This is a genomic window from Duganella sp. P38 (assembly GCF_050859475.1).
Taxonomy (GTDB): domain Bacteria; phylum Pseudomonadota; class Gammaproteobacteria; order Burkholderiales; family Burkholderiaceae_D; genus Rugamonas.
The window spans coordinates 4127299-4151061 of sequence record NZ_CP193936.1; the positions used below are offsets into that span (position 1 = coordinate 4127299).

Below are 23763 nucleotides of genomic sequence, written 5' to 3' on the forward strand. Positions count from 1 at the left end.
GCCCAGTTTGTGCCGCGCTTCGTGCGCTATTGCAGCGCGCTGGCGGCCTATCTGGCGCCGTGGGCCGGCGCCTCGCCGGTGTATTCACCGATCAACGAAATCTCGTTCCAGAGCTGGGGCCTGTCGGTGCACATGTTCAAGTGCAACAACATGCACGACCCGCGCGCGGCCACGGAAGGCAAGCGCCAGCTGGTGCGCGCCACGCTGGCCGGCTGCGACGCCATCTGGCGCATCACGCCGGGCGCGCGCATCCTGCAATGCGATCCGCTGATCCATGTGATCGCCCCGCCGGGCCGGCCCGACTGGAGCGGCCAGGCGGCCGGCTGGAGCGCGTCGCAGTTCGACGCCTGGGACATGCTGTGCGGCCGGCGCGAGCCGGAACTGGGCGGCGCCGCGCGCTACCTCGACATCATCGGCGGCAACTTCTACCACAGCAACCAGTGGGAGAGCGGCACCAACCTGCGGCTGTGGTGGCACCTCGACGATCCGCGCCGGATGCCGCTGCACCGCGCGCTGCTGACATTGCAGCAACGCTACCAGCGCCCGCTGCTGGTGGCGGAAACCAGCCACGTCGGCAGCGGGCGCGGCATCTGGATGCGCCAGATCGCCGAACAGGCGGCGCTGGCGGTGCAGCTGGGAGCCGACGTGCGCGGCATCTGCCTGTATCCGGCCATCGACCGCCCCGACTGGGATCATGCCGACCATTGGCATAAGAGCGGACTGTGGGAGGTCGACCTGCACAGCACGCCGCCATTGGCGCGGCTGCCGGTGCCGGCGTACGCCACCGCGCTGCATCAGGCGATCCGCCTGACCAACCATCTGTGCCATCAACCGGTGGCGCGGCAATCAGAAACAACAAGGGAGAGCGCTATGCAAACCATGATCGTGTTTTGCCACCTGCGGTGGGATTTCGTCTACCAGCGTCCGCAGCACCTGCTGTCGCGCCTGGCCCAGCACTACCACGTGGTGGTGGTCGAAGAGCCGGTGTACACGGACGGCGCGGCCTACTGGGAAACCTTGAATCCGGCGCCGAACCTGGCGGTGTACCGGCCGCACACGCCGGTGCGCGCCGCCGGCTTCCATGACGACCAGCTACCGGTGTTGCAATCGCTGCTCGGCGAACTGCCCGGCATCGACCAACAGCCGCTGGTGTGGTTCTACACGCCAATGGCGCTGCCGCTGCTGCCGTCCAACGCCGGCGTGGTGGTCTACGATTGCATGGACGAGCTGGCGGCGTTCAAGAATGCGCCCAAGCAGCTGCTGCAGCGCGAGGCGGCGCTGTTGAAGATCGCCGACCTCGTGTTCACCGGCGGCCCCAGCCTGTACGAGGCCAAGCGCCACCGCCACGACAATGCGCACTGCTTTGCCAGCAGCGTCGACGCGGTGCACTTCCAGCAGGCGCTGGACCGCAGCAACGGCCATCCGCTGCACAACGACATCCCCCACCCGCGCCTCGGCTATTACGGCGTGATCGACGAGCGCTTCGACACCGGCCTGATCGCCGCGATGGCCGACGCCCATCCGGAATGGCAGCTGGTGCTGGTCGGGCCGGTGGTCAAGATCGACCCGGCGGCGCTGCCGCAGCGGCAGAACATCCACTACCTCGGCCAGCAATCGTACCAGGTGCTGCCGCAGTTCCTGGCCGGCTGGGACGTGTGCCTGCTGCCGTTCGCGCTCAATGAATCGACCCGCTACATCAGCCCGACCAAGGTGCTGGAATACATGGCGGCCGAGCTGCCGTCGGTCAGCACCGCGATCACCGACGTCGAGCAGCCCTATGGCGACATCGTCGCCATAGGCCATGACCACGCCGAATTCATCGCCCATTGCGAGGCGGCGCTGCGACTAAGCGAGGCGCAGCGGGCGGCGCTGGCGCAACGGCTGCGCGCAGTGGTCGAGCGCACCTCGTGGGAAGCCACGGCCGCGCACATGAAGGCGCTGATCGAACGCACACCGCCCGGTGGGCGCGCGGCCGCCGGCCTGGCGCCGGCGCCGCAGGCCGGCCACGCCACCAGCGACAGCCCGGCCGACCGCGCCAACGTCAACGCCATGCCGCGGGCCGGCGCCGCCGGCTGCATCATCATCGGCGGCGGGCCGACCGGGCTGTCGGCCGCCTACCACCTGGGGGCCGACACCGTGCTGCTGGAGCGTAACGCCAGCGTCGGCGGCTGGTGCCGCTCGATCCGCGACAACGGCTTCACCTTCGACTACGCCGGCCACATCATGTTCTCCAACGATCCATATGTGCTCAAGCTGTACGACATCCTGCTCGGCGACAACCAGCACTGGCAGATGCGCGAGGCCTGGGTCTACAGCAAGCAGGTGTACACGCGCTACCCGTTCCAGGGCGCGCTGTACGGCCTGCCGCCGCAGGTGATCAAGGAGTGCATCAGCGGCGCCATCGAGTCGCGCTACGGCCTGGCCGGCGCCAGTTGCGCGCCGGGCACGGTGGACGATTGCTGCGCCGACGGCACCGCCGATGTCGCCAACAGCGCGGCCGGCGCGGCAGCCGCGCGCAGCGAGAACTTCGAGGACTTCATCTACCGCGTGTGGGGCAAGGGCATCGCCCGCCACTTCGCCATCCCCTACAACAAGAAGATCTGGACCGTGCCGCTGAAGGACATGGAAACCTCGTGGCTGGGCGGGCGCGTACCGCTGCCGGACCTCGACCAGATCATCGAGGGCGCGCTGGAACCGGTGGCCAAGCCGATGGGGCCGAACGCCCGCTTCGGCTACCCGAAACGCGGCGGCTTCCAGGCGCTGATGAACGGCTTCCTGCCGCACATCCGCGGCAAGGTCGAGCTGAACGCCAACGTGGTCAAGGTGCTGCCGCACGAGCACACGGTGGTGCTGGCCGACGGCCGCCGCCTGCGCTACACGCAACTGATCAGCACCATGCCGCTGCCGGAACTGGCGCGGCTGTGCGGCCAGGCCGCGCCGGCCGGGGTGCGCGCCGCTGCCGAAGGACTCCACCATGTGTCGATCCGCTGCGTCAATCTCGGCGTCAACCGCACCGATGTAACCGACAAGCACTGGATCTACTACCCGGAGGACAGCATCTTCCACCGCATCTTCGTCCAGGGCAACGCCAGCCCGGAATGCAACGCGCCGGGCGGTTTCGGCTTCACCTGCGAGATTTCCTACTCGCCGTGGAAGCCGCTGCCGGTCGACGGCGCGGCGCTGATCCAGCGCTGCATCGACGACTGCGTCAAGGTCGGCTTCATCCGCGCCGACGACGTCATCGTCGCCGCCAACCAGGTCGACATGCCCTACGCCTACGTGGTCTACGACCACGCGCGCGCCCGCAACGTCGCCACCGTGCGCGCCTGGATGGAGCAGCACGACATCATCCTGTCCGGCCGCTACAGCGAATGGGAATACTACAACTCGGACCACGCCTTCCTGGCCGGTAAAAAGCCGCCGGGCGCGTGCGCGACGCCGCAGGCGCCCCGGCCGGCCGGCGGGCCGAATCATGAAGGAGCCGGCCATGCAGACACATATCCTGGTGGTCGGCGGCGCCGGCTACGTCGGCTCGCACATGGTCAAGCGGCTGCGGCAAGCCGGCTATCAGCCGGTGGTGCTGGACAACCTGTCGCAAGGACGGCGCGAGGCGGTCGGCGAGGCGCCGCTGATCGTCGCCGACCTGCACGACCAGGGCGCGCTGGACGTGCTGTTCCAGGCCTACCCGGTGCGCGCGGTGATGCACTTCGCCAGCTTCATCCAGGTCGGCGAATCGGTGCAGCATCCGGCGCGCTACTACGAGAACAACGTCAGCAACACGCTGGCGCTGCTGGAAATGATGGTGCGCCACGGCGTCGGCCAGTTCATCTTCTCGTCCACCGCCGCGATCTTCGGCGATCCGCGCTACGTGCCGATCGACGAGCGGCACCCTGCCGCGCCGATCAATCCCTACGGCCAGTCCAAGCTGATGGTGGAGCAGATGCTGGACGACTTCGGGCGCGCTTACGACCTGCGCAGCATCTGCCTGCGCTACTTCAACGCCGCCGGCGCCGATCCCGACAACGAGCTGGGCGAATGCCACGAGCCCGAAACGCACCTGATCCCGGTGGTGCTGCAAGCGGCGTCGGGCCGGCGCGCGCAGATCACCATCCATGGCGAGGACTACGCCACGCCGGACGGCACCTGCCTGCGCGACTACATCCATGTGCAGGACCTGTGCGACGCCCACCTGCTGGCCTTGCAGGCGCTGGCCGGCGGCGCGCCGAGCGCCCGCTACAACCTCGGCAACGGCAACGGCTATTCGATCCGCGACGTCATCGCCGCCGCCGAGCGCGTGACGGGACGGCGCATCCCGGTGGCCAGCGGGCCGCGCCGCGACGGCGACCCGGCGCGGCTGGTGGCCGACGCCACACGCGCGCGCAGCGAACTCGGCTGGCAACCGCGCTACGCCGACCTCGACGCCATCATCGCCCACGCCTGGGCCTGGGAGCAAAGCTGCATCCGGCGCCGCCGCCGCTGCGCGCCGTACCGGCGCCGACCGACCAGGAGCGCCGCCGCAAGGACCGCCGCGCCGCCTGATTGGTTAAGCTCTGCTTTAAAATCTGGTTGTCCACTGACGGCCCTGTCTTACAGGCAGGGCCGATTCCTGCTGATACGCGGCGTCCCGCAGCGGGCCTACGATGGTTACTCCACTCACCAAGGAGAAATCATGTTCGCTCACAACAAACGCTTGCAGTACACGGTCCGCGTCAGCGAGACCAACCCCGGCCTGGCCAACCTGATGCTGGAACAATTCGGCGGCCCGCAGGGCGAGCTGGCGGCCGCGTGCCGCTACTTCACCCAGGCGCTGGCCGAGGATGATCCGGGCCGCAAGGACATGCTGTTCGATATCGCCACCGAGGAGCTGAGCCACCTGGAAGTGATCGGCAACATCGTCGTCATGCTCAACAAGGGCGCCAAGGGCCGGCTGGCCGAGGGCGTCGAGGAGGAAGGCGAACTGTATCGCTCGATCACCGGCGCCGGCAACGACAGCCACCTGACGCAAGTGCTGTACGGCGCCGGCGCGCCGCTGGTCAACTCGGCCGGCGTGCCGTGGACCGCCGCCTACATCGACACCATCGGCGAGCCGACCGCCGACCTGCGCTCCAACATCGCCGCCGAGGCGCGCGCCAAGATCGTCTACGAACGGCTGATCAACCTGACCGACGATCCCGGCGTCAAGGAAGCGCTGGGCTTCCTGATGACGCGCGAAATCGCCCACCAGAAGTCGTTCGAGAAGGCGCTGTACGCGATCCAGCCCAACTTCCCGCCCGGGAAAAGCCAGGGCCGGCCGGAATTCAGCAGCGTCTACTTCGACATGTCGCAGGGCGGCCCCGAGGTGCGCGGCTCGTGGAATGACGGCGGCGACTGGCAGACCGTCAGCGAGCGCGACGCGCAGAGCGCCGTCGACGGCGGCGACGGCTCGGCCTCGGTCGGCCTCAGCACCGCGGAAGCCAGCCTGCTCGACCAGATGGCCGCCCGCACCATGTCCGACCCCGACGCCAATCCGCTCACCGGCGCCGAACTCGGCCAAAGCGTCGGCCAAAGCGTCGGCCAGGGCGCCACCGGCCAGCCCGCCCCCGTGAGCGCCAGCAAGGAGTGCTGTCATGAGCAGCGCCGCCAGCGCGCACCTGGTCGACTGGCTGCGCGACGCCCACGCGATGGAGCAGCAGGCCGAGGCCATGCTGGAATCGCAGGCCAGCCGGCTGGAACACTACCCAGACCTGCGCCAGCGCATCGTCGCGCACCCTGACGAAACCCGCTGGCAGCGCGCCTAGCTGGAGAACTGCCTGAGCCGGCGGGGCAGCAGCCCGTCCACCGTCAAGGACCTCGGCGCCAAGCTGATGGCCTTTCGGCCAGGGCATGAGCGGCATGCTGACCAGCGACGAGGCGGTCAAGGGCGCGATGGCCGGCTATGTGTTCGAGCAGATGGAGATCGCCAGCTACACGGTGCTGATCGCCGCCGCCGACCAGGCCGGGGATGTCGACACCCGCGCCATCTGCCAGCACATCCTGGCGCAGGAACGGGCGATGGCGAGCTGGCTGCTCGACCGCCTGCCGGCCATCACCGCCCGTTTCCTGCAGCGCGCCGCCGCGCCCGGGCTGGAGGCTAAAAAATAGGCAGCCCTGCTGTGTCGGCCTACTCTTACACGCACACAAGAGCTGCACCGATGTGGGGCACTGGTGGCGCCATTGATAATCATGAAACGCCACCTTCACTATTTCTATCGAGAACCCTATGCTACAACTAGCGTATGCCGAACCCGCCCTCGTCGCCGACACCAGCGCCGCCGCCATGTATCGCGCGCTCAGCGCGGGCCCGCCGGACCAGCACGGACTGGAACAGGCCCGCGCCTTCCTCGGCCAGCGGCTGCAGGCCGCGCGCCAGCTGCGCGACGAGCTGCCGTCCGACCCGGAGCAGCTGACGCCCTGGGTGGCCAGCCGCGCCTTCACGGTCGGCATGGAATACCAGGCCTATCTGCAAGCGCGCAAGGAAGGCGCGCCGCGCCGCTATTTCAGCAACCAGGCGCATGCGCTGTACTTCCTGCGCCACGTCGCCCCGACCAAGCTGGTCGACGGCGCCTGGCTGCACGGCCTGCTGGCGCGCTGGGACGACCCGGACTTCCGCCCGCTGATCCAGACCTATCTGGAAGAGCTGGGCGACGGCGTGCCGGAGAAAAACCACGTGCTGCTGTACAAAAAACTGCTGGCCGCCCACGAGTGCGAGGACTGGCAGCAGCTGCCGGACACCAACTTCGAGCAGGGCGCGATCCAGCTGGCGCTGGCCTATGACGCCGAAAGGTTCCTGCCGGAAATCATCGGCTACAACCTCGGCTACGAGCAACTGCCGCTGCACCTGCTGATCACCGCCTACGAGCTGAACGAGCTGGGCATCGATCCGTATTACTTCACCCTGCACATCACGGTCGACAACGGCAGCACCGGCCACGCGCAGAAAGCCGTGCAGGCGCTGCTGCAACTGCTGCCGCGCTGCGGCGACAGCGCCACCTTCTGGCAACGGGTGCGCGACGGCTACCGCCTGAACGACCTGGGCGCCTGCACCACCTCGGTGATCGGCAGCTTCGACCTGCAGGCCGAACTGGTCGACATCATGGCCGCCAAAAGCCACGCCGGCTGCAATATGCACTCCAACTACTGCCGCCTCGGCGGCCGCAGCATCAATGAATGGCTCAGCGACCCCGAGCAGATTCCCGCCATGCTGGCCGAGCTGGAACAGGCCGGCTGGCTGCAACGCGGCCAGCCGCCTGAGCAGAGCCGCTTCTGGCGCCTGATCCAGAGCGAGCGCGCCGAGATGTTCGGCGTGTTCAGCGCCTATGAGCAGCAGGTGCTGCGCGACTGGCTGGCGACGCCGCCGGGCGGCCCGGCCACGCAGCCGCGCGTGCCGAGCTTCCGCGCCCGCCAGCGCGCGCTCGACGCGCTCGGCATGCACCACAGCCAGCGTCCGGCGGCGCCGCGCGGCATCGTGCGCCATCACAAGGACGACGGCAACACCAGCCCGCTGCGCGACCTGGAACAGCAGATCGCCACGCTGGGCAGCAAGCAGGCCGCGATGCAGCTGTTGCAAGGGCTGATGACGCCGGACCAGCATCATCGCCCGCTGGGCCTGATGGCGACCCGTCTGTACCGCCAGCTGATTAACTAAAGCACTGAGGCACCATGAGCGACAGCGGCAGTTTGATGATTATCGGCGGCAATGAAGACCGCACCGGCAGCAAGGATGTGCTGCAAAAATTCCTGGAACTGGCCGGCGCCACGCAACAGCCGGTCATGGTCATCACAGCCGCCAGCACGGTGCCGGACGACGTCTGGGAAATGTACCGCAAGGCTTTCGACGAGCTGGGCGTGCCGCAGTTCGAGCACGTTCGCATCACCAGCCGCGCGGAAGCCGAGGATGAAACGCTGGCCGCGCGCATGGCGCAGGCGCGCGGCATCTTCATGACCGGCGGCGACCAGAAACGCCTGATGGCCTTCCTCGGCGGCACGCCGGTGGAGCGCGCGATGCGCCAGGCCTGGCGCGAACACGGCGCCTGCGTGGCCGGCACCAGCGCCGGCGCCTCCGGCCTGTGCACCCACATGCTGGCCGAGGGCAAGGCCGAGCTGGCGCCGGAAAAAGGCGCGGTGCGGCTGGGCGCGGGGCTGGGCTTCATCCGCAGCGTCATCATCGACCAGCACTTCTCGCAGCGCCACCGGCTCAACCGCCTGCTCAGCGTGCTGGCGCAAAGCCCGTTCCTGATAGGCGCGGGGATTGACGAGGACACCGCGCTGGTGGTGCGCGACAACGGCGTCGAGGTGGTCGGCGACGGCACCGTCACCGTGGTCGACTGCCGCCACGCCCGCACCAATATCGCCGACGTGCGCGCCGGCGCCGTCCCTGAAATGCTGGACGTGCGCCTGCACCTGCTGCCGTCCGGCTCCCGTTTCGCCAGCCCCGAAGAAGCGGGCGCGCTGGCAGACTTCATTCAATACATCACCAACAGGAATCAAGAGCATGATCATCGTTAAACAACACGTGTTACGTGGTCCGAATCTGTATTCGCAGCAGCCTTGCCTGCTGAGCGTTATCGATCTGGAAGACCTGCGCGACCACACCACCGACCGCATCGCGGGCTTCAACGCACGCCTCCTGGAACTGCTGCCGTCGCTGTACGACCACCGCTGCTCGGTGGGCCAGTACGGCGGTTTCGTGCAGGCGCTGAACAGCGGCGCCAACCTGGCCCACGTGGTCGAACACGTCACCATAGCGCTGCAGTGCCTGGCCGGCACGCCGACCTACACCGGCCGCACGCATGAAGTGGCGGACGCGCCGGGCCAGTACCGCGTGGTGTGCTCGTACGAGTCGGAACACGTCGCCATCGACGCCTGCGACCTGGCGCTGTCGCTGGTGCGCGGCCTGGCCAGCGGCGAGCCAGGACTGGCGCAGCAGCTGGAAAACGGCGTCGCCGCGCTGAAGGACACCGCCGAGCGCCACGCCATCGGCACCAGCACCGGCGCCATCCTGCGCGCCGCCATCCGCCAGGGCATCCCCTACCAGCGCCTCACCGAGGACGCCAATATGTTCCTGCTGGGCTGGGGAGCGCAGCAAAAACGCCTGCAGGCGACCATCACCGGCGACACCGGCCATATCGCCGTCGGCATCGCCTGCGACAAGCAGCTGACCAAGGCGCTGTTGCAGGAAGCCGGCGTGCCGGTGCCGGAAGGCGTCAGCGTGCGCTCGCTGGAACAGGCGCAGCGCGCCGCCCGCGAACTGGGCGGCCTGGTCACGGTCAAGCCGCTGGACGGCAACCATGGCCGAGGCGTCACCACCCGCTGCGGCAACCCGGACGAGGTGCAACTGGCGTTCGAGCGCGCGCGCGAGCATGGCCGCACCATCATCGTCGAACGCTATATTCCCGGCGACGACTACCGCATCCTGGTGGCCGGCGAGCGCGTGGTGGCGGCCGCCCTGCGCCGCCCGGCCGCCGTGGTGGGCGACGGCGCCTCGACCGTGCGCCAGCTGGTGGAACAGGAAAACCGCAACCCGGCGCGCGGCGAGGGCCACACCAACATCCTGACCCGCATTCCGCTCGACGGCCATGCCGAAACCACGCTGGCCGCGCAAGGCCTGGACTTCGACAGCGTGCCGGCAGCGGGCCGCCGGGTGCTGATGCGCGGCAACGCCAACCTCTCCAGCGGCGGCACGGCGGAAGACGTGACCGACCGCCTGCCGGCGGAAACGCTGGCCATGTGCGTGCGCGCCGTGCGCAAGATCGGCCTGGACGTGGCCGGCATCGACCTGGTATGCGAGGACATCGCCGTGCCGCTGGACGGCCGCAATGGCGCGGTTATCGAGATCAACGCCGCGCCGGGCATCCGGATGCATGAATACCCGAGCGCCGGCGTGCCGCGCGACGCCGGCGCGGCCATCGTCGAATCGATGTTCGGCCAGCAGGACGGCCGCATTCCGGTGGTCGCCGTCACCGGCACCAACGGCAAGACCACCACCACGCTGATGATCGAGCACGTGCTGCGCCAGGCCGGCATCGGCACCGGCTGCACCACCAGCGAGGGCGTGTACATCCACGGCCAGCAGGTCAAGCAGGGCGATTGCAGCGGCTACTGGTCGGCGCGCACCGTGCTGTCGGCGCCCGAGGTGGAATTCGCCGTATTGGAGACGGCGCGCGGCGGCATCCTGAAACGCGGCCTGGCGTTCGACCGCTGCGACGTCGCGGTGCTGCTCAACGTCAGCGAGGACCATCTGGGCCTGGACGGCGTGGAGACGCTGGACGACCTGTCGTCGGTCAAGGCGGTGGTGGCGCAAGCGGCCTCGCGCGCGGTGGTGCTGAACGCGGAGGACCCGCGCTGCGTCGCCATCGGCGCTACGCTGGATCAGCAGGTGGAGCGCATTTACTTCAGCTGCGACGCCCGCCATCCGGTGCTGGTGCAGCACCTGCAAGCCGGCGGCCGCGCCGCGTGGCTGGACAATGGCGCGCTGAAGATGACCGGCTTCGACGGCCAGCCGCAACACCTGCTCGACGCCGGCGACATGCCGTCCACGCTGGGCGGCTGCGCGCAGCACAATGTCGCCAACGGCCTGGCCGCCGCCGCCGCGCTGATGGCGGTGGAGCTGGGGCTGCATCCGATCGCGGCCGGACTGCGCAGCTTTGTGTCGGACGCGCGGCACAATCCGATGCGCGCCAACCTGTACGACGTCAACGGCGTGCGGGTGATCGTCGATTTCGCCCACAATCCGGCGGCCTTCCAGGCGCTGGCCGCGACCGCGCGCGCCATGACGCCGGGCCGCACGGTGGCGGTGGTGACGTCGCCGGGCGACCGCCGCGAGCGCGATTTCGAGCAGATCGGGCAGATTTGCGGCGGCGGCTTCGATACGGTGGTGTTTTATGAGTGGGACAGCGAGCATCGCGGCCGTGCGGCCGGCGAGCGTTCGGCCATGATGCAGGCGGCGGCGCTCGGTGCGCGCGGCGGCAAGGCGGGCGTGCTGCTGGAGGCCGATCCGGCGCAGGCGCTGCGTCTCGGCCTGGCGCAATGCCGCGAGGGGATGTGCTGGTGTATGCGTGCGGGTCGTCGGTGTCGGAGCTGGTCGATGCGCTGCGGCCGGTGGACCCGGTCAGCGCCGCCCGCATCGACGCCACCCTGGCCTGATCCGTCGTCGTTCCCGCGCAGGCGGGAATCCATGCTTCGCCTGCGTGCCGACGTCGCATGGGTTCCCGCCTGCGCGGGAACGACGGTCAGGCGGCGGGGGATGCCTGCCGCGCCAGCTTCTCAGCCGCTGGCGCGTCAACCGCCCGAATCGCCTCGATCAGCGTCGCCACCTCGGTGCCGCAGGCGAACACCAGCACATCGCCCGGCTGGCACGCCAGGTACGCCGCCTGCACCGCCTCGGCGTCGCCGCCATACATGCGCACCACCGCGCCGCCCACCGCCCGCGCCCCGGCGCCGATCAACTCCGCCGCCTCGCCATGCTTGCGGCTACGGCTCTGCGACTCATACACAAACAGTTCATCGAAATGCGCCGCGCAGGTAGCGCCGGTGCGCGTCAAATCCTCGTCGCGCCGGTCGCCCGGCGAGGTCACCACTGCCAGCACCCTGCCGGGCGCCTGGCCGGTGGCCTTGCTCTGCCCCTGCCCTTGCGCCAGCCCACGCGCCAGCGTCGCCAGCGCCGCATAGGCGGCCGCGTTATGCGCGTAATCGAGCACGATATGCATCGCCCCCAGCTCGAACACATTCGAGCGCAAGGGATTGGTGGCCGCATCCGACTCAAAGCTGGACAAGCCGGCGCTGATCTGCGCCACGGTAAAGCCGCACGCCATCAAGGCCGCCGTCGCCGCCATGCTGTTGGCGATGTTGTAGCGCGCCAGCCCGCCGCAGGTGGCCGGGATATGCGTGGCCGGCATCAGCCGCTGACGCACCTGGCGCTGGCTCAGCATGATAACGTCGTTGTCCAGCCAGACGGCGTCGCCGCCCTGCGCCAGGTGCGTCTGCAAGACCGGGCTGTCCGCCTTCATCGAGAAATACACCACGCGCGTGTCCGCCGCCAGCCGCGCGCGCGCGGCCACGCAATGGCCGTCGTCCGCGTTCAGCACCGCCACGGCGGCCGCCTGCACCACCAGCGACTTCACGCGCGCCAGCTGCTCCACCGTGTCCACCCCGTCCAGCCCCAGATGATCGTCCGAGACATTCAGCATGACGCCGACGCTGCAACGGTCATACGCCAGCCCGCGCTTGAGCAGGCCGCCGCGCGCCGTCTCCAGCACCGCGAACTCGGTGCGCGGCGACGCCAGCACGCTGCGGTGCGACCAGTAGCCGGTGCAATCGCCTTCGTCGAAATGCACGCCATCGACCACCACGCCCTGGGTGCTGGCGCAGCCGGTGCGGTAGCCGGCCAGCCGCACCGCATGGGCGATCATCAGCGTGGTGGTGGTCTTGCCATTGGTGCCGGTGATGCCGATGACCGGAATCCGCCCCTGCTGCGGCGCCGCGCGCAGTTGCTGCACCAGCATGCGCTGCTCGCCGCTGGGCGCCACCGCCGCCAGCACCGCATCGACGGCGTGGCCGCGCCGGCGCGGCAGCAGGTCGACCTGCGCGTGCGCCAGCCCGAGGGCGACGGCGGCGCGCTCGCACAGGTTGCGCACCTGCGCATCGTCATGCTGCGCCACGCCGTCCAGCACCTGCACGCGCAGGCGCTCGCCCGGCTGCCGCTGCGGGTTGCGGAAATCCTCCTTCGGCACCGGCAGCTGCGCCTCGATCAGCACGGAGCGCATCAGCTGGCGCTCGCGCAGCAAGGTGGCGCTCAGCAGCCGGTTGTCGTCGCCTGCGACGTCCAGGTAGCGCCACTGGCGGGCGCCCCAGCCCAGCCGCAGCAGGCCGCCATGCTCGCTGACGCGCTGCACCGGCATGCCCAGCGACTCGGCCTCGCGCACCACCGCCAGCGCGGCCGGCGACAGCTGCATCGATTCGGCCAGTGCGCGCAGCGCGCGCACGGCCGACGGCACGTCGGGCGCCTCGCCGCGCTCGGTGGCGGCGATCAGCCCGACGGCGGCCGCCAGCGCGGCCTGCCCCAGGTGCTCGACCTGGTACTGCACCACCACGCGCCACTGCGCCGGCGCGCCGGCCACGGTTTCCGCGTGCATGAACTGCACCGGTTCGCCGCAAGCCTGTTGCAGGAAGCGCGCGGTGTAGGCCAGCTGCGGCCCCGCTTCGGCCAGCGACGATTCAATCAACGCCACGATGCATGGCGAAGTGCTGTACAAATTTGCGCCTCTCAGCAGGCGTTGCTGCACAATGCGCATCGTTACACGTCCCTGCTGGCGACCAGCCACACCGCGGCGATCCGCTCGACGCCCGCATAGGCCGGTGTCTCCAGTTCCTCGCCAAAGACATCGGGATCGATTTCCTCGTAGGTCCAGCGCAGCCCCGCCTCGTCCAGCAGCGCGGTGGCCTGGCGCAGGAAGGCGTCGTCGCCGTCGACGATGGCAACGCCGGTGTACAGCCACAGCGCGCCGCCGCCGGCCAGGCGGTTGATGGCCGCCTGCACGATCTGCAGCGACAGGCCGGCGCCCAGCGCGCCGCCGCCGTGGCGGTAGGCGCGCTCGCCCGGGTCCAGCAGGTACGGCGGATTGGCGACGATCAGGTCGAACACGCCGTCGAGCTGGTTCAGCAGGTTGCTGCCGCGGCTGCACGCATTGCCCACGCCGGCCAGCCGGATATTGATGTCGGCCAGCGCCAGCGCGCTGGCGTTGACGTCCACCGCCAGCACCTCGGCCTGCGGGAAGCGGCGCGCCAGCGTGATGGCGCCGATGCCGCTGCCGCAGCCGATATCGACGATGCGCCGCAGCGGATCGCGCGCCGGCGCCGGCGTCTGCTCCATGGCGCGCACGAAGCGCGCCGTGTCCGGGCCGAAGAACACGGCGTCGGCCTCGGTGGTCGGATAGGCCGAGTGGAACAGCCACTCGCCGGCCAGCGTCGACACGCGCACGCTGCTGCGCAGCAGGCCGTCGCGCTCGGCGACGATGCCGGCGGCGTGCATGCAGGCCAGCAGCTCGGCGTCGACCGCGTCGGCGGTGAAGGGACGGCTCCAGCCGAAGATGTCGCGCAAGGTGGCGTTTTGCGGCGCCAGCGGCCGCGCCAGCACGCGGGCTTGCGTGGCCGGCGTGACGGTGGAGAACTGGTATTTGCGCGCGCGCAGGGCGGCGCCCAGCGCCAGCAATGCCTGTTGCTGCACTGGCGCCAGATGGGGAAAGTCGTTGGTGGTCACAAGCGCTCCTGATAAAGACCCATACTGCCGCATCGCCACGAAAAGGTAACGTGCGCTGGCGCACATAGCGCGATAAAAGTAGCCAGCGCCAGCCTGGACGGGCGCGCTCGACCACGCCGGGGATGGCGTCTTAAAGCGTCTTCAGTGTGCGGATCAGTTCGCTCAGGCGGTAGGGCTTGGCGATCAGCTCGAATTGCCCGATGTCCGGCATTTCCTCGCGCAGCGCGGTTTGCACAAAGCCGGACGCCAGCACCACTTTCAGCTGCGGGAATTCGGCGCGCGCCGCCTTGCCCAGGTCGACGCCACTCATGCCCGGCATGACCACGTCGCTGAACAGGATGGCAATGTCGGGATTGCGGCGCAGCGTGTCCAGCGCCTGCGCGCCGTTGTCGGCCGATAGCACCTCGTAGCCGAGGTGGTCGAACAGGCTGACGGCGGTTTCCAGCACGTCCGGCTGGTCGTCCACCAGCAACACCTTCTCGGCGCGCGCAATGGCGCCCTCCTCGCCCGCGCCGTCGCCGGCCACGGCCGGGAAGTAGAGCGACACGGTGCTGCCCTCGCCCACGCGCGATTCCAGCGTCAGCGTGCCGCCGCATTGCTGCATCAGGCCGTACACCTGGCTCAGTCCGAGGCCGGTGCCCTTGCCGATTTCCTTGGTGGTGAAGAACGGCTCGACCGCGCGCGCCATGGTCTCGGGCGTCATGCCCGTGCCGCTGTCGCGCACCAGCACCCGCAGGTAGCGGCCGGCGGCCAGGCGCTCGACCTCGCCGTCGGCCAGCGTGACGGCGGCCAGGTCGAGCAGCACTTCGCCGCGGCCATCCATGGCGTCGCGCGCGTTGACCACCAGGTTGAGCAGCGCCGACTCGAACTGGGTCGGATCGAGCATGGCCTGCGGCAGGTCCGCCTGCAGTTGCAACAGCAAACGCATATCGTCCGGCAGCGCCCGGCGCAGCACGGCCTCGAACGAGCGGATCACGCGGCCGGCGTCGTGCGGCTCCTGGCGCAGCGGCTGCTGGCGGGCGAAGGCCAGCAGTTGCTGCGTCAGCGAGGCGCCGCGCTGGGCCGCGCGCGACATGGTGTCGATGGCTTTGCTGACGGTGGCCGGATCGCGCGACAGGCGCATCAGCTCCAGGCCGTTCGTGATGACGTTGAGCAGGTTGTTGAAGTCGTGCGCGATGCCGCCGGTCAGCTTGCCGATGGCTTCCAGCTTTTGCGACTGGAACAGCTGCTCGCGCGCCTTTTCCAGCTGTTCGGCGGCGACGCGGCGCTCGGTGATGTCACGCGTGATCTTGGCGAACCCCAGCAGCTCGCCTTCCGGATTGAGGATCGGGTCGATCACCACGCTGGCCCAGAAGCGGCTGCCGTCCTTGCGCACGCGCCAGCCCTCGTCCTCGAACTTGCCGGTGCTGCGCGCCACGTCCAGCGCGTAGGCCGGACGGCCGCCGGCGCGGTCCTCTTCGGTGTAGAACATGGAAAAGTGCTGGCCGATGATCTCGTCCGGATGATAGCCCTTGAAGTGCTGGGCGCCGGCGTTCCAGGTGACCACCACGCCCTGCGGCGACAGCATGTAGATCGCGTAGTCGGTCACGCCCATGATGAACTGGCGGAACCGTTCTGCTTCAATCGCGTCTACACTTGGCTGCATGGTAATCCTTTTGGCTCTTTGGCATTAATTTTACTTGAGAGAAAAGGAAAACTGGTGAACCGTGCGCGCCTCGCATTTGTCCAGGACATATGCGCCGTCATTCCCGCGTACGCGGGAATCCATAGACCGCTGGCATTTCAGATTCAGCATGGATTCCCGCCTGCGCGGGAATGACGTGGAGGTTACTTGCCGATGACCTTGACCGCGGCCGAGCCGCCGCCGCTGAGCTTGCCAGCCGCGTCGTCCCATTTCAGCACGGTGACGGTCGACTTGCCCTTCTCGTAGTCGTAGCTGACGCCATCATCGTCGTACAGGCGGAACTCGCCGCTCTTGCCCGGATACACGTTGATGCTGGCGATGGCCTGCCTGGTCGCCGTCGACTGGATCTCCGCGCCGACCGGCACGATCGATCCGGCCCTGACAAACAGCGGCATCTGCTCGATCGGCGCAGCCACCTTGACCCATTGGCCGCCAGCCAGCTTCTCATTGGTCCAGAAGTTGTACCAGTCGGCGCCAGCCGGCAGGTAGACATCCTTCGTGGTCTGGCCCTGCTCGGTCACCGGCGCCACCAGGAAGGCTGGGCCGAACATGTATTGGGTGCCGATGTTGGCCACGTTCGGGTCGCTGGCGAAGTCCATCCACAGCGGACGCATGAACGGCGCGCCGGTGTCGTGGGTGTACTTGGCCTGCGAGTAGATGTACGGGATCAGCTCGTAGCGCAGCTTGTTGAAGCGCGCCATGACCGCCTCCGCCTGCTTGCCGAAGGACCAGATCTCGCCCTCCTTGCGGTCGCCGTGCAGGCGCAAGGTCGGCAGGAAGGTGCCGTACTGGAACCAGCGCGTCATCAGCTCCGGATAGTCGCGGTAGTTGCCGACCACGTTGACGGCGTCCGACGGGTCCAGCAGCGGGTTCTGCACGTCCGACTGCACCTGCGTCAGCTTCTGCCAGCCGCCGATGTCGTTGCCCCAGTAGGCGATGCCGGAGGCTGTCATGTTCAGGCCGGACGGCACCTGGCGCGCCAGCGCTTCCCAGGTCGGCTTGATGTCCGACGACCAGAACAGCGCGCCGCTGCGCTGCGACCCCAGGTAGGCGGCGCGCGACAGGATCAGCACGCGCTTGTTCGGCTTCCAGGCGCGCAGGTTCTCGGCCACGCCTTCGACGTGCAGCAGCGGGAACAGGTTGTGATAGCGGTCGCCCGAACCGATCGAGTAGAAGAAGCCGCTCGGCACCAGGTCCGGCTCGGTCTCGTCCAGCCACGGGTAGTCGAAGCCCTGCGACAGGATGTTGTCGCGCGCCTTTTCCCAGAACCACTTGCGGGCGGCCGGGTTGGTGGCGTCGATCAGGCCGCCGGTGCGGTCGGAGCGGAACGGCAGGCCGTCGACGGTCTTGCCGTCCTTGTCCTTGAGCAGATAGCCCTTGCTGTCGAGTTCATTGAAGTAACGGCCCGAAGTTTCGTAGCGCGGCCAGATCGAGATGATCGACTCCATGCCCATGTCGTGCAGCTGCTTGTTCATGCCTTTCGGGTCGGGGAACTGCGCCGGGTCGATGTCCATCTGGCCCATGCGGGTCCAGTAGAACCAGTCCAGCACCATGATATCCAGCGGATACTTCTTCTCGCGGTAGGTCCTGGCCACGCGCATCAGCTCCTGCTGGCTGTCGTAGCGGGCTTTCGACTGAATCAGGCCGAAGGCGGATTTCGGCGGAATCGGCGTCTTGCCGGTCACGCGCGCGTAGCCGGAGTAGATTTCTTCCGGCGTCGAACCGGTGATGATGAAGAAGCTGACACGCTCGCCCACATTCGACTGGAAACCGGTGCGGCCATTGATGCCGGCGACGAAGCGCGTGGCCGACGGGTTGTCCCAGACGATGCCATAGCCCTTGGACGACACCATGAACGGCACGCAGACGCTTTCGCCTGCCGGCGCGTCGTACCAGTGCTTGCAATCGAGCGTGCGGCCGCGCAGGTCCAGCGCGCCCAGCGACTCCTGGTTCTGGCCCATGCCGTAGTAGTGCTCGTCGCGCGCGACGGAGAACGAGGCGCCGACCTGGAAAGTCTTCTCGGTGTTGACGGTTTGCGGCGACATCTCCCAGCCGGTCATGCTGACCAGCTGCTCGCCCCTGGCGTTCAGCACCTGCAGGCCAACCGGCGCCAGCGACGGCGCGAAGTACTTCTGTCCCTGCGTCGGCACCGACGGCGGCGGCGCCGGGTTGACGCGCACGGTCATCGCGGACGAGGTGAACACGTCGCCGTCCTTGCCGGCGCTGTGGCGGAATGGCTTGTTGTCGGCGTTTTTCGGCAGGATGCCGTAGCCGGGGCCTTTCAGCACCTCTTCCTTGTCGACGGCGATGGTGACGTGGACCACGTTCGGGCCATAGGCCTCGACCGAGACGAAGGCGCCGTCGCGATCGAGCGTGGCGATCGGCGCGGCGAAGGCGGAAGCGGAAAGCGTGAAAATCGATGCGAGCGCGGTGAATACCGGCGTGTGTGCGAGCTGTCTCATAAGCCTCTCTTGAAATGGAGATGTGGCAGCATTTTGCGTCGTCATTTTCAACAAAGCAATTACGAAAATCACCAAATCGGACTACGTTTATGAGTTTTGCAACTCCTTGCGCGCCTGCCCGATCACCTGCCGCGCGGCGCTGACGGCCAGCGCGCCCATCACCAGCGCCACGGCCAGGTCGGGCCAGGCGCTGCCCGCGCCGAACACGCCCAGCGCCGCCAGCATCACCGCCACGTTGCCGATGGCGTCATTGCGGCTGCACAGCCACACCGAGCGCATATTGGCGTCGCCATCGCGGTAGGCGTACAGCAGCAGCGCCACGCCGCCGTTGACCAGCAGGGCCAGCAAGCCGATGGCGCCCATCACCAGCGGCTGCGGCGCGCTGCCGCTGGCCACGTCTCACGCCACCTTGGCCAGCACGAAGGCGCCGTAGATGGCCATGGTCCAGCCCTTGACCAGCGCCACGCGGGCGCGCGCCGCCGCGCCGGCGGCCAGCACCATCAGCGACAGGCCGTAGTTGCCGGCGTCGCCGAGGAAGTCGACGGCGTCTGCCAGCAGCGCGGCCGAGTCGCCGCCCACGCCGCCGGCCAGTTCGACGCAGAACATCAGCGCATTGAGAACCAGTGCGATCCACAATATGCGCCGGTAGCGGCGATCAACGGCCGGCTTGGGCGCGGCGCAGCAGCATCCAGACATGGCTTCTCCTTTCAGGTATAGTCGCCATTACAAACCCTGAAGTAACTACAAGGTCAAGCGATGAGAATCGGAGAACTGGCCGGCCGCACCGGCTACACCGTCGAGGCGATCCGCCATTACGAGCGCGCCGGCCTGCTGCCCAAGCCGGCGCGCACGGCCAGCAATTACCGGCACTACGGCCAGCCGCAGCTGGAGCGGCTGCAATTCATCCGCCGTTGCCGCTCGCTGGACATGGCGCTCGACGAAATCCGCGCCCTGCTCGCGGTACGCGACGCGCCGGACCAGCGCTGCGGCGCCGTCAACGCCATGCTGGACCAGCACATCACGCAGGTAGGCCGGCGCATCGCCGAACTGCGCGCGCTGGAACGGCAACTGAAAGACATCCGCGGCCTGTGCGGCCAGGACCGGGCGGCGCGCGACTGCGCCATCCTGCACTGCCTTGCGGGAATTTCCGACCAGAAAGCGTAATCCGGTAGCGGCGTGATGCACCGAACAGAGGGCGACGGCGCGGCGGCCTAGCATGGGGCACTCTCGGCATATTGAATAGGAGCCCGGTTTGCTTATCCAACGTTTTCTCGCGCAGTTCAACCAAGTGGATTTCGACGAGCTGCTGATCGCCGGCGCTGTCGCCGCCATCACTTTTCTCGCCATCTTCGGCTTGCTGCGGCTGCTGGGCAAGCGCCTGCACCGCGCCGACGCCGCCGGCCAGACCGAACGCCCGGTCGCGCAGCTGCTGAAGGAAACCCTGAACCGCACCAGCGTGCTGGCGATCGCCGCCGTCGCGCTGCTGGTCGGCCTGAAGACGCTGGAACTGCCGCCGCTGTGGGAGGAGCGCCTGGGCCACCTGTGGTTCATCGTGCTCGGTTTCCAGCTGGTGCTGTACTTCGACCGCGCGGCCACGCTGGGCGCGCGGCGTTATTTCCGCAATCACGCGGAGCATCCCGACTCGCCCACCACGGTCGCCAACACGCTGATGGAGTGGGCGCTGAAGACCACCATTTGGGTTATCTTCCTGCTGGCGGCGCTGTCCAATCTTGGCATCAACGTCACCGCGCTGGTGGCCAGCCTGGGCATCGGCGGTATCGCGGTGGCGCTGGCGGTGCAGAATGTACTGGGCGACCTGTTTGCCTCGCTGTCGATCGCGGTCGACAAGCCGTTCGAGGTGGGCGACGCGATCGCCATCACCAACGCTTCCGGCACGGTGGAGCATGTGGGGCTGAAGACCACCCGCATCCGCTCGGACAGCGGCGAGCAAATCATCATCGGCAATGCCGAGCTGCTGAAGAATACCGTCCGCAATTACAAGCGCATGCAGACGCGGCGTGTGCAGCTCTCGCTGAAGATCAATCCCGCCACGCCGGCGGCGCTGGCGGCCAGGGTGCCGGACGCGCTGATAGCCGTGATCGGGCGCCAGCCGGACGTGCGCGCGGACCGCGTGCATCTCAAATCGGTGACACAGGATGCGCTGGAGTTCGAGCTGGTGTTTTATGTGCTGGATTCGGCCTACCTTAAATACATGAATATCCAGCAGGCGGTGTTGCTGGGGGCTCTTGAGGTGTTCGCGGAACTGGGTGTGGACGCCAGCGCCCCTACCCGTCGCCTGCTGTTCGAGCAAGGCGCGGAAGCGGCCAATGAAGCGGCGCCACCCGCGCAACCACTCCCCCGTCATTCCCGCGCAGGCGGGAATCCATAGAACGCGTGCACCGGATACTCAGTATGAGTTCCCGCCTGCGCGGGAACGACGGGGTTAGGGTTTAAGCTTCTCGTCCTCGGCCTGCGCCTCCTGCATGGCTTCCGGCTCCAGTTCCTCGGCTGACCGGTTAAGATGAACGAAGACGCCCCAAGCCGCCAGCAGCACCCCAACGCTGGTAACCAGCGCCGCGACATACAGCAACTCGCTCAAATCATCGTGCACGGCATGGAAAGTAGCAACCAGGCCCTCGATCCCCAAGGCCACCACCACCACCACGAAAAAGCGCGACAAGAACCGGCGCACCCGCGTCGGCGCGCTGATATCGGCATCGCGCACCACCTCTTCCTCGACGATAGTTTCGGCGATCTGCAGCGCCACCACGGCGGCGGCCAGGATGCCGATGGCCTCAATCACCTCCTGCGCGGCGCCCAGGCCCGTGTCCGCATGGATCGCCTCCCAGCCCAGTTGCGCACCCAGGATAATCAGGAAGATCGCACCGGCCGTAAATAACAGGGCGATCGTCGCGTGCACCACGCCGAACGCCAGCATCACTTTTTTCATTATTGACTCCCTCTCATTGATGACGGCTGATTGTAGGACGCTCGCCAAAGGCTGATTGTGCGCTAGCGAACAATGCAGCGGCAACCGAGGGAATCGGCCTTAATCAACCCGGCTTGCCGTCGACCCGCGCGCTTGACAGATACGGCACGTAGACGACGGCATAGGCGATGAAGGCCGCCGTCCACAAGCCGGCGCTGGCCATCAGCACCGCACCCTGCGTCGTATCGAAGCCCAGCGCCGAGGCCACGCGGGTGAAGGCGCTCAACTGGATCAGGATGAACATCGCTCGCTCGGCCGGACCGGCCTTCAACGGCCGGCCGGTGTGGCCCAGAGTGGTGCGGGTAATCATGCCGAGTATCAGGCCGGCCATCGAGCCTACCGTCAGCGCGTGGAAGCCGGCGCTGGCGCTCACCAGGTTCCAGCGCAACAGCACCAGCAACACCAGGCCGGCGGCGATCCACGCGTACGACAGGTGCATGATCCACAGCAGCGGCACCGACAGCGTGCGCAAGGCCTGCCAGCGATACAGCCGCACCAGCACCAACGCCGCGGCGGCCAGCGCCACCGGCGCGAACAGCCAGCTGGGCGCCTGCGCCACCCAGCACAGCGCCGACAGCGCCAGCAGGCCGAGCGAGGCCTTGTCCACCTTGGGCTGCACCAGCGGCGTCGTGCCCGGCGCGCCGTTCCGCGTGAACATCGGGATGATGCGCGTGCCGATGGCCGCTTCCATCATCACAATCGCCAGGATCGCGGCCTGCACCGGCGCCGTTGGCGCCACCGCCAGCCAGCCCAGCGCGATCGCGTGGAACAGCGCATTGGCGATCGCCATCAGGCCAAGCAGGCCAACCAGGAAGTAGTTACGCTTATTGTTCGCCTTCTGCATCACACGGAACAGCGGCCAGGCGGCGCACGGCAGGAACAGCCAGTCGATGACGGCGGCCGCCAGCGGCGGCGCCACCAGCATCGCCACGCGCCCGGCCAGCCACAGCGCCACCAGCGCGGCCAGATGGCCGCGCACCGGCGTCCAGAATCCGGTCCAGTTGTAGCCTGCGGTGTACAGGAAGCCCACCACCACGGCCGCCGCCATGCCGAACACCATTTCGTGGATGTGCCACATGTAGCCGACGTTCAGGCCATGCGGCAGCCAGCCGTGGTACTGCGCCATCCACAACGGAATCGCCAGCGCGGCGAAGATGGCCGCCACCATGTAGAACGGACGGAAGCCCAGGCGCCACAAGGGATGGCCGGCTTTCGCGGCCGCTGGTTCGTCAATGCGTAGCAGTGTCATGATTCGTTTCCTCTCAATGTGCACCTTCATTTTGTGCGCTGTTCGCGCGCGGGTGAAGAGGCAGGCCCGATATTCATAACCTGGATCAAGAAACTCGCAATTAGCTGTCGTGGCGGCGCGCGTGCTGCGCTAGGCTAGCGCTGTTACGACACTATTTTGAAAGGACTGTCATGCAAACCGCTGTACTGAATATCGATGGCATGAACGGCGAAGCCTGCGCCGATAAAATCACTGAACTGCTGCGCAGCATGGACGGCGTCAGCGACGTCCGCGTCTCGCTGCTCGATGGCCTGGCCAGCGTGCAGCTGGACGAATCGCGCGTATCGCCGCGCATGCTGACCATGGGCCTGGCCGCCGCCGGCTACCCTGCCGCGCCGCGCGCGGAACAGGCGGGCGGCTGCTGCGGTGGCTGCTGCGGCGGCGCCAGCTAAACCCTGGGCGGCGGCGCTCAGCCGCCGTTTTGCCTGCGGTGTTCCACCGCATAGACAGCCGCTTGCACACGGCTGCTCAACTTCAGCTTTTTCAACACACTCTGCACGTGGATTTTCACCGTGCTTTCCGCCAGATCCAGAATGCGCGCGATGCCCTTGTTGCTCTCGCCGCGCGCCAGGCAGTCGAGGATTTCGCGCTCGCGCGGCGTCAGCTTGTCCAGCTCCGACGCCGCCGGCGGCGCCGAGCCGCTTTGCAGCTGCGCCACCAGCTTGGCCGTCATCGCCTCCGCCACCACGGTTTCGCCGGCGGCGGCGCGGCGGATGGCGCGCGTCAGGTAATCGGTGTCGATATTCTTCAGCAGGTAGCCGCTGGCGCCGGCCTTCAGCGCGGTGCTCAGGTCTTCCGCATCCTCGGACACGGTCAGCATCACGATGGCGCTTTCCGGGCTGTCCTGGCGCATCAGTTGCAGCGTCTCGACACCGGACATGCCCGGCATGTTCAGGTCCAGCAGGATCACCTGCGGTTTCAGTTGCTGCGCGCGTTTCACGCCTTCGAAGCCGTCGGCCGCCTCGCCCACCACGGAAAACTCCGGATTACGCTGCAACAGCGAGCGTATGCCGCTGCGGAACAGCGTGTGATCGTCGACCAGCAGGACGGTGATAGTGTCTTCCATGT

General features: G+C 67.9%; 12 protein-coding genes and 6 pseudogenes. 10 read left to right on the forward strand and 8 right to left on the reverse strand.

The window, feature by feature from the left end; all coding sequences use genetic code 11:
* Positions 1 to 1506: 1506 nt before the first annotated feature.
* From ACRQ5J_RS19080 to cphA, 7 genes and pseudogenes are all read left to right on the forward strand, one after another.
* A pseudogene (locus tag ACRQ5J_RS19080) lies at positions 1507 to 3015 on the forward strand (NAD(P)-binding protein); the annotation flags it as partial.
* Positions 3016 to 3538: 523 nt separating this feature from the next.
* A pseudogene (gene galE, locus ACRQ5J_RS19085) lies at positions 3539 to 4399 on the forward strand (UDP-glucose 4-epimerase GalE); the annotation flags it as partial.
* 270 nt (positions 4400 to 4669) lie between these two features.
* A pseudogene (locus tag ACRQ5J_RS19090) lies at positions 4670 to 5536 on the forward strand (manganese catalase family protein); the annotation flags it as partial.
* A gap of 70 nt (positions 5537 to 5606) precedes the next feature.
* Positions 5607 to 6120: pseudogene (locus tag ACRQ5J_RS19095) on the forward strand (ferritin-like domain-containing protein).
* A gap of 118 nt (positions 6121 to 6238) precedes the next feature.
* Positions 6239 to 7663 (forward strand): iron-containing redox enzyme family protein, encoded by a 1425-nt coding sequence (locus ACRQ5J_RS19100; protein ID WP_432378915.1) that lies wholly within the window; start codon positions 6239 to 6241, stop codon positions 7661 to 7663.
* A gap of 14 nt (positions 7664 to 7677) precedes the next feature.
* Positions 7678 to 8523 carry a cyanophycinase gene (locus tag ACRQ5J_RS19105; RefSeq protein WP_432378917.1) on the forward strand — a complete coding sequence of 282 codons (846 nt, stop codon included), beginning with the start codon at positions 7678 to 7680 and terminating at the stop codon, positions 8521 to 8523.
* A pseudogene (cphA, locus tag ACRQ5J_RS19110) lies at positions 8510 to 10999 on the forward strand (cyanophycin synthetase); the annotation flags it as partial. The gene ACRQ5J_RS19105 and the pseudogene cphA, both read left to right, overlap by 14 nt.
* Positions 11000 to 11246: 247 nt before the next feature.
* On the opposite strand, the gene ACRQ5J_RS19115 reads toward cphA, so the two are convergent.
* The 5 genes and pseudogenes from ACRQ5J_RS19115 to ACRQ5J_RS19135 all read right to left on the reverse strand — a co-directional run bounded on the left by ACRQ5J_RS19115 (position 11247) and on the right by ACRQ5J_RS19135 (position 19114).
* Entirely contained in the window at positions 11247 to 13268 is a 2022-nt protein-coding gene (locus tag ACRQ5J_RS19115) for a Mur ligase family protein (protein WP_432378919.1), read from the reverse strand.
* A 41-nt stretch (positions 13269 to 13309) separates the two neighbouring features.
* A complete protein-coding gene (locus tag ACRQ5J_RS19120) occupies positions 13310 to 14272 on the reverse strand; it encodes a methyltransferase (RefSeq protein ID WP_432378921.1) in 963 nt (320 codons plus the stop codon).
* A gap of 130 nt (positions 14273 to 14402) precedes the next feature.
* A complete protein-coding gene (locus ACRQ5J_RS19125; protein WP_432378922.1) occupies positions 14403 to 15917 on the reverse strand; it encodes an ATP-binding protein in 1515 nt (504 codons plus the stop codon).
* Positions 15918 to 16099: 182 nt separating this feature from the next.
* Positions 16100 to 18418, reverse strand: a complete 2319-nt coding sequence (locus tag ACRQ5J_RS19130; RefSeq protein WP_432378924.1) for a TIM-barrel domain-containing protein — start codon at positions 18416 to 18418, stop codon at positions 16100 to 16102.
* A gap of 87 nt (positions 18419 to 18505) precedes the next feature.
* Positions 18506 to 19114: pseudogene (locus tag ACRQ5J_RS19135) on the reverse strand (cation transporter).
* Between the two features lie 60 nt (positions 19115 to 19174).
* Between ACRQ5J_RS19135 and cadR the strand changes: the two are divergent.
* Both cadR and ACRQ5J_RS19145 read left to right on the forward strand, forming a co-directional pair.
* Positions 19175 to 19582 carry a Cd(II)/Pb(II)-responsive transcriptional regulator gene (gene cadR / locus ACRQ5J_RS19140; RefSeq protein ID WP_432378926.1) on the forward strand — a complete coding sequence of 136 codons (408 nt, stop codon included), beginning with the start codon at positions 19175 to 19177 and terminating at the stop codon, positions 19580 to 19582.
* A gap of 88 nt (positions 19583 to 19670) precedes the next feature.
* Positions 19671 to 20807, forward strand: a complete 1137-nt coding sequence (locus tag ACRQ5J_RS19145; RefSeq protein WP_432378927.1) for a mechanosensitive ion channel family protein — start codon at positions 19671 to 19673, stop codon at positions 20805 to 20807.
* A 54-nt stretch (positions 20808 to 20861) separates the two neighbouring features.
* On the opposite strand, the gene ACRQ5J_RS19150 is transcribed toward ACRQ5J_RS19145, so the two are convergent.
* Together ACRQ5J_RS19150 and ACRQ5J_RS19155 are read right to left on the reverse strand one after the other, a co-directional pair.
* Entirely contained in the window at positions 20862 to 21368 is a 507-nt protein-coding gene (locus ACRQ5J_RS19150; protein WP_432378929.1) for a hypothetical protein, read from the reverse strand.
* Between the two features lie 103 nt (positions 21369 to 21471).
* The gene (locus tag ACRQ5J_RS19155) at positions 21472 to 22656 is read right to left on the reverse strand and encodes an NnrS family protein (protein ID WP_432378931.1); all 1185 of its coding nucleotides are present in this window, start codon (positions 22654 to 22656) and stop codon (positions 21472 to 21474) included.
* Between the two features lie 170 nt (positions 22657 to 22826).
* Between ACRQ5J_RS19155 and ACRQ5J_RS19160 the strand changes: the two genes are divergently transcribed.
* Positions 22827 to 23087 (forward strand): heavy-metal-associated domain-containing protein, encoded by a 261-nt coding sequence (locus ACRQ5J_RS19160; RefSeq protein WP_432378932.1) that lies wholly within the window; start codon positions 22827 to 22829, stop codon positions 23085 to 23087.
* 17 nt (positions 23088 to 23104) lie between these two features.
* Here ACRQ5J_RS19160 and narL read toward each other — a convergent pair whose 3' ends face one another.
* Positions 23105 to 23761, reverse strand: a complete 657-nt coding sequence (gene narL, locus ACRQ5J_RS19165) for a two-component system response regulator NarL (RefSeq protein WP_432378934.1) — start codon at positions 23759 to 23761, stop codon at positions 23105 to 23107.
* Between the last annotated feature and the right edge of the window lie 2 nt (positions 23762 to 23763).

What these genes read in the sequence shown, in the direction of transcription:
- ACRQ5J_RS19100 (WP_432378915.1), top strand. Translation starts at nt 6,239, where the DNA reads ATGCTACAACTAGCGTATGCCGAACCCGCCCTCGTCGCCGACACCAGC.
- ACRQ5J_RS19105 (WP_432378917.1), top strand. Translation starts at nt 7,678, where the DNA reads ATGAGCGACAGCGGCAGTTTGATGATTATCGGCGGCAATGAAGACCGC.
- ACRQ5J_RS19125 (WP_432378922.1), bottom strand. Translation starts at nt 15,917, where the DNA reads ATGCAGCCAAGTGTAGACGCGATTGAAGCAGAACGGTTCCGCCAGTTC.
- ACRQ5J_RS19130 (WP_432378924.1), bottom strand. Translation starts at nt 18,418, where the DNA reads ATGAGACAGCTCGCACACACGCCGGTATTCACCGCGCTCGCATCGATT.
- cadR (WP_432378926.1), top strand. Translation starts at nt 19,175, where the DNA reads ATGAGAATCGGAGAACTGGCCGGCCGCACCGGCTACACCGTCGAGGCG.
- ACRQ5J_RS19150 (WP_432378929.1), bottom strand. Translation starts at nt 21,368, where the DNA reads ATGAAAAAAGTGATGCTGGCGTTCGGCGTGGTGCACGCGACGATCGCC.
- ACRQ5J_RS19155 (WP_432378931.1), bottom strand. Translation starts at nt 22,656, where the DNA reads ATGACACTGCTACGCATTGACGAACCAGCGGCCGCGAAAGCCGGCCAT.
- ACRQ5J_RS19160 (WP_432378932.1), top strand. Translation starts at nt 22,827, where the DNA reads ATGCAAACCGCTGTACTGAATATCGATGGCATGAACGGCGAAGCCTGC.
- narL (WP_432378934.1), bottom strand. Translation starts at nt 23,761, where the DNA reads ATGGAAGACACTATCACCGTCCTGCTGGTCGACGATCACACGCTGTTC.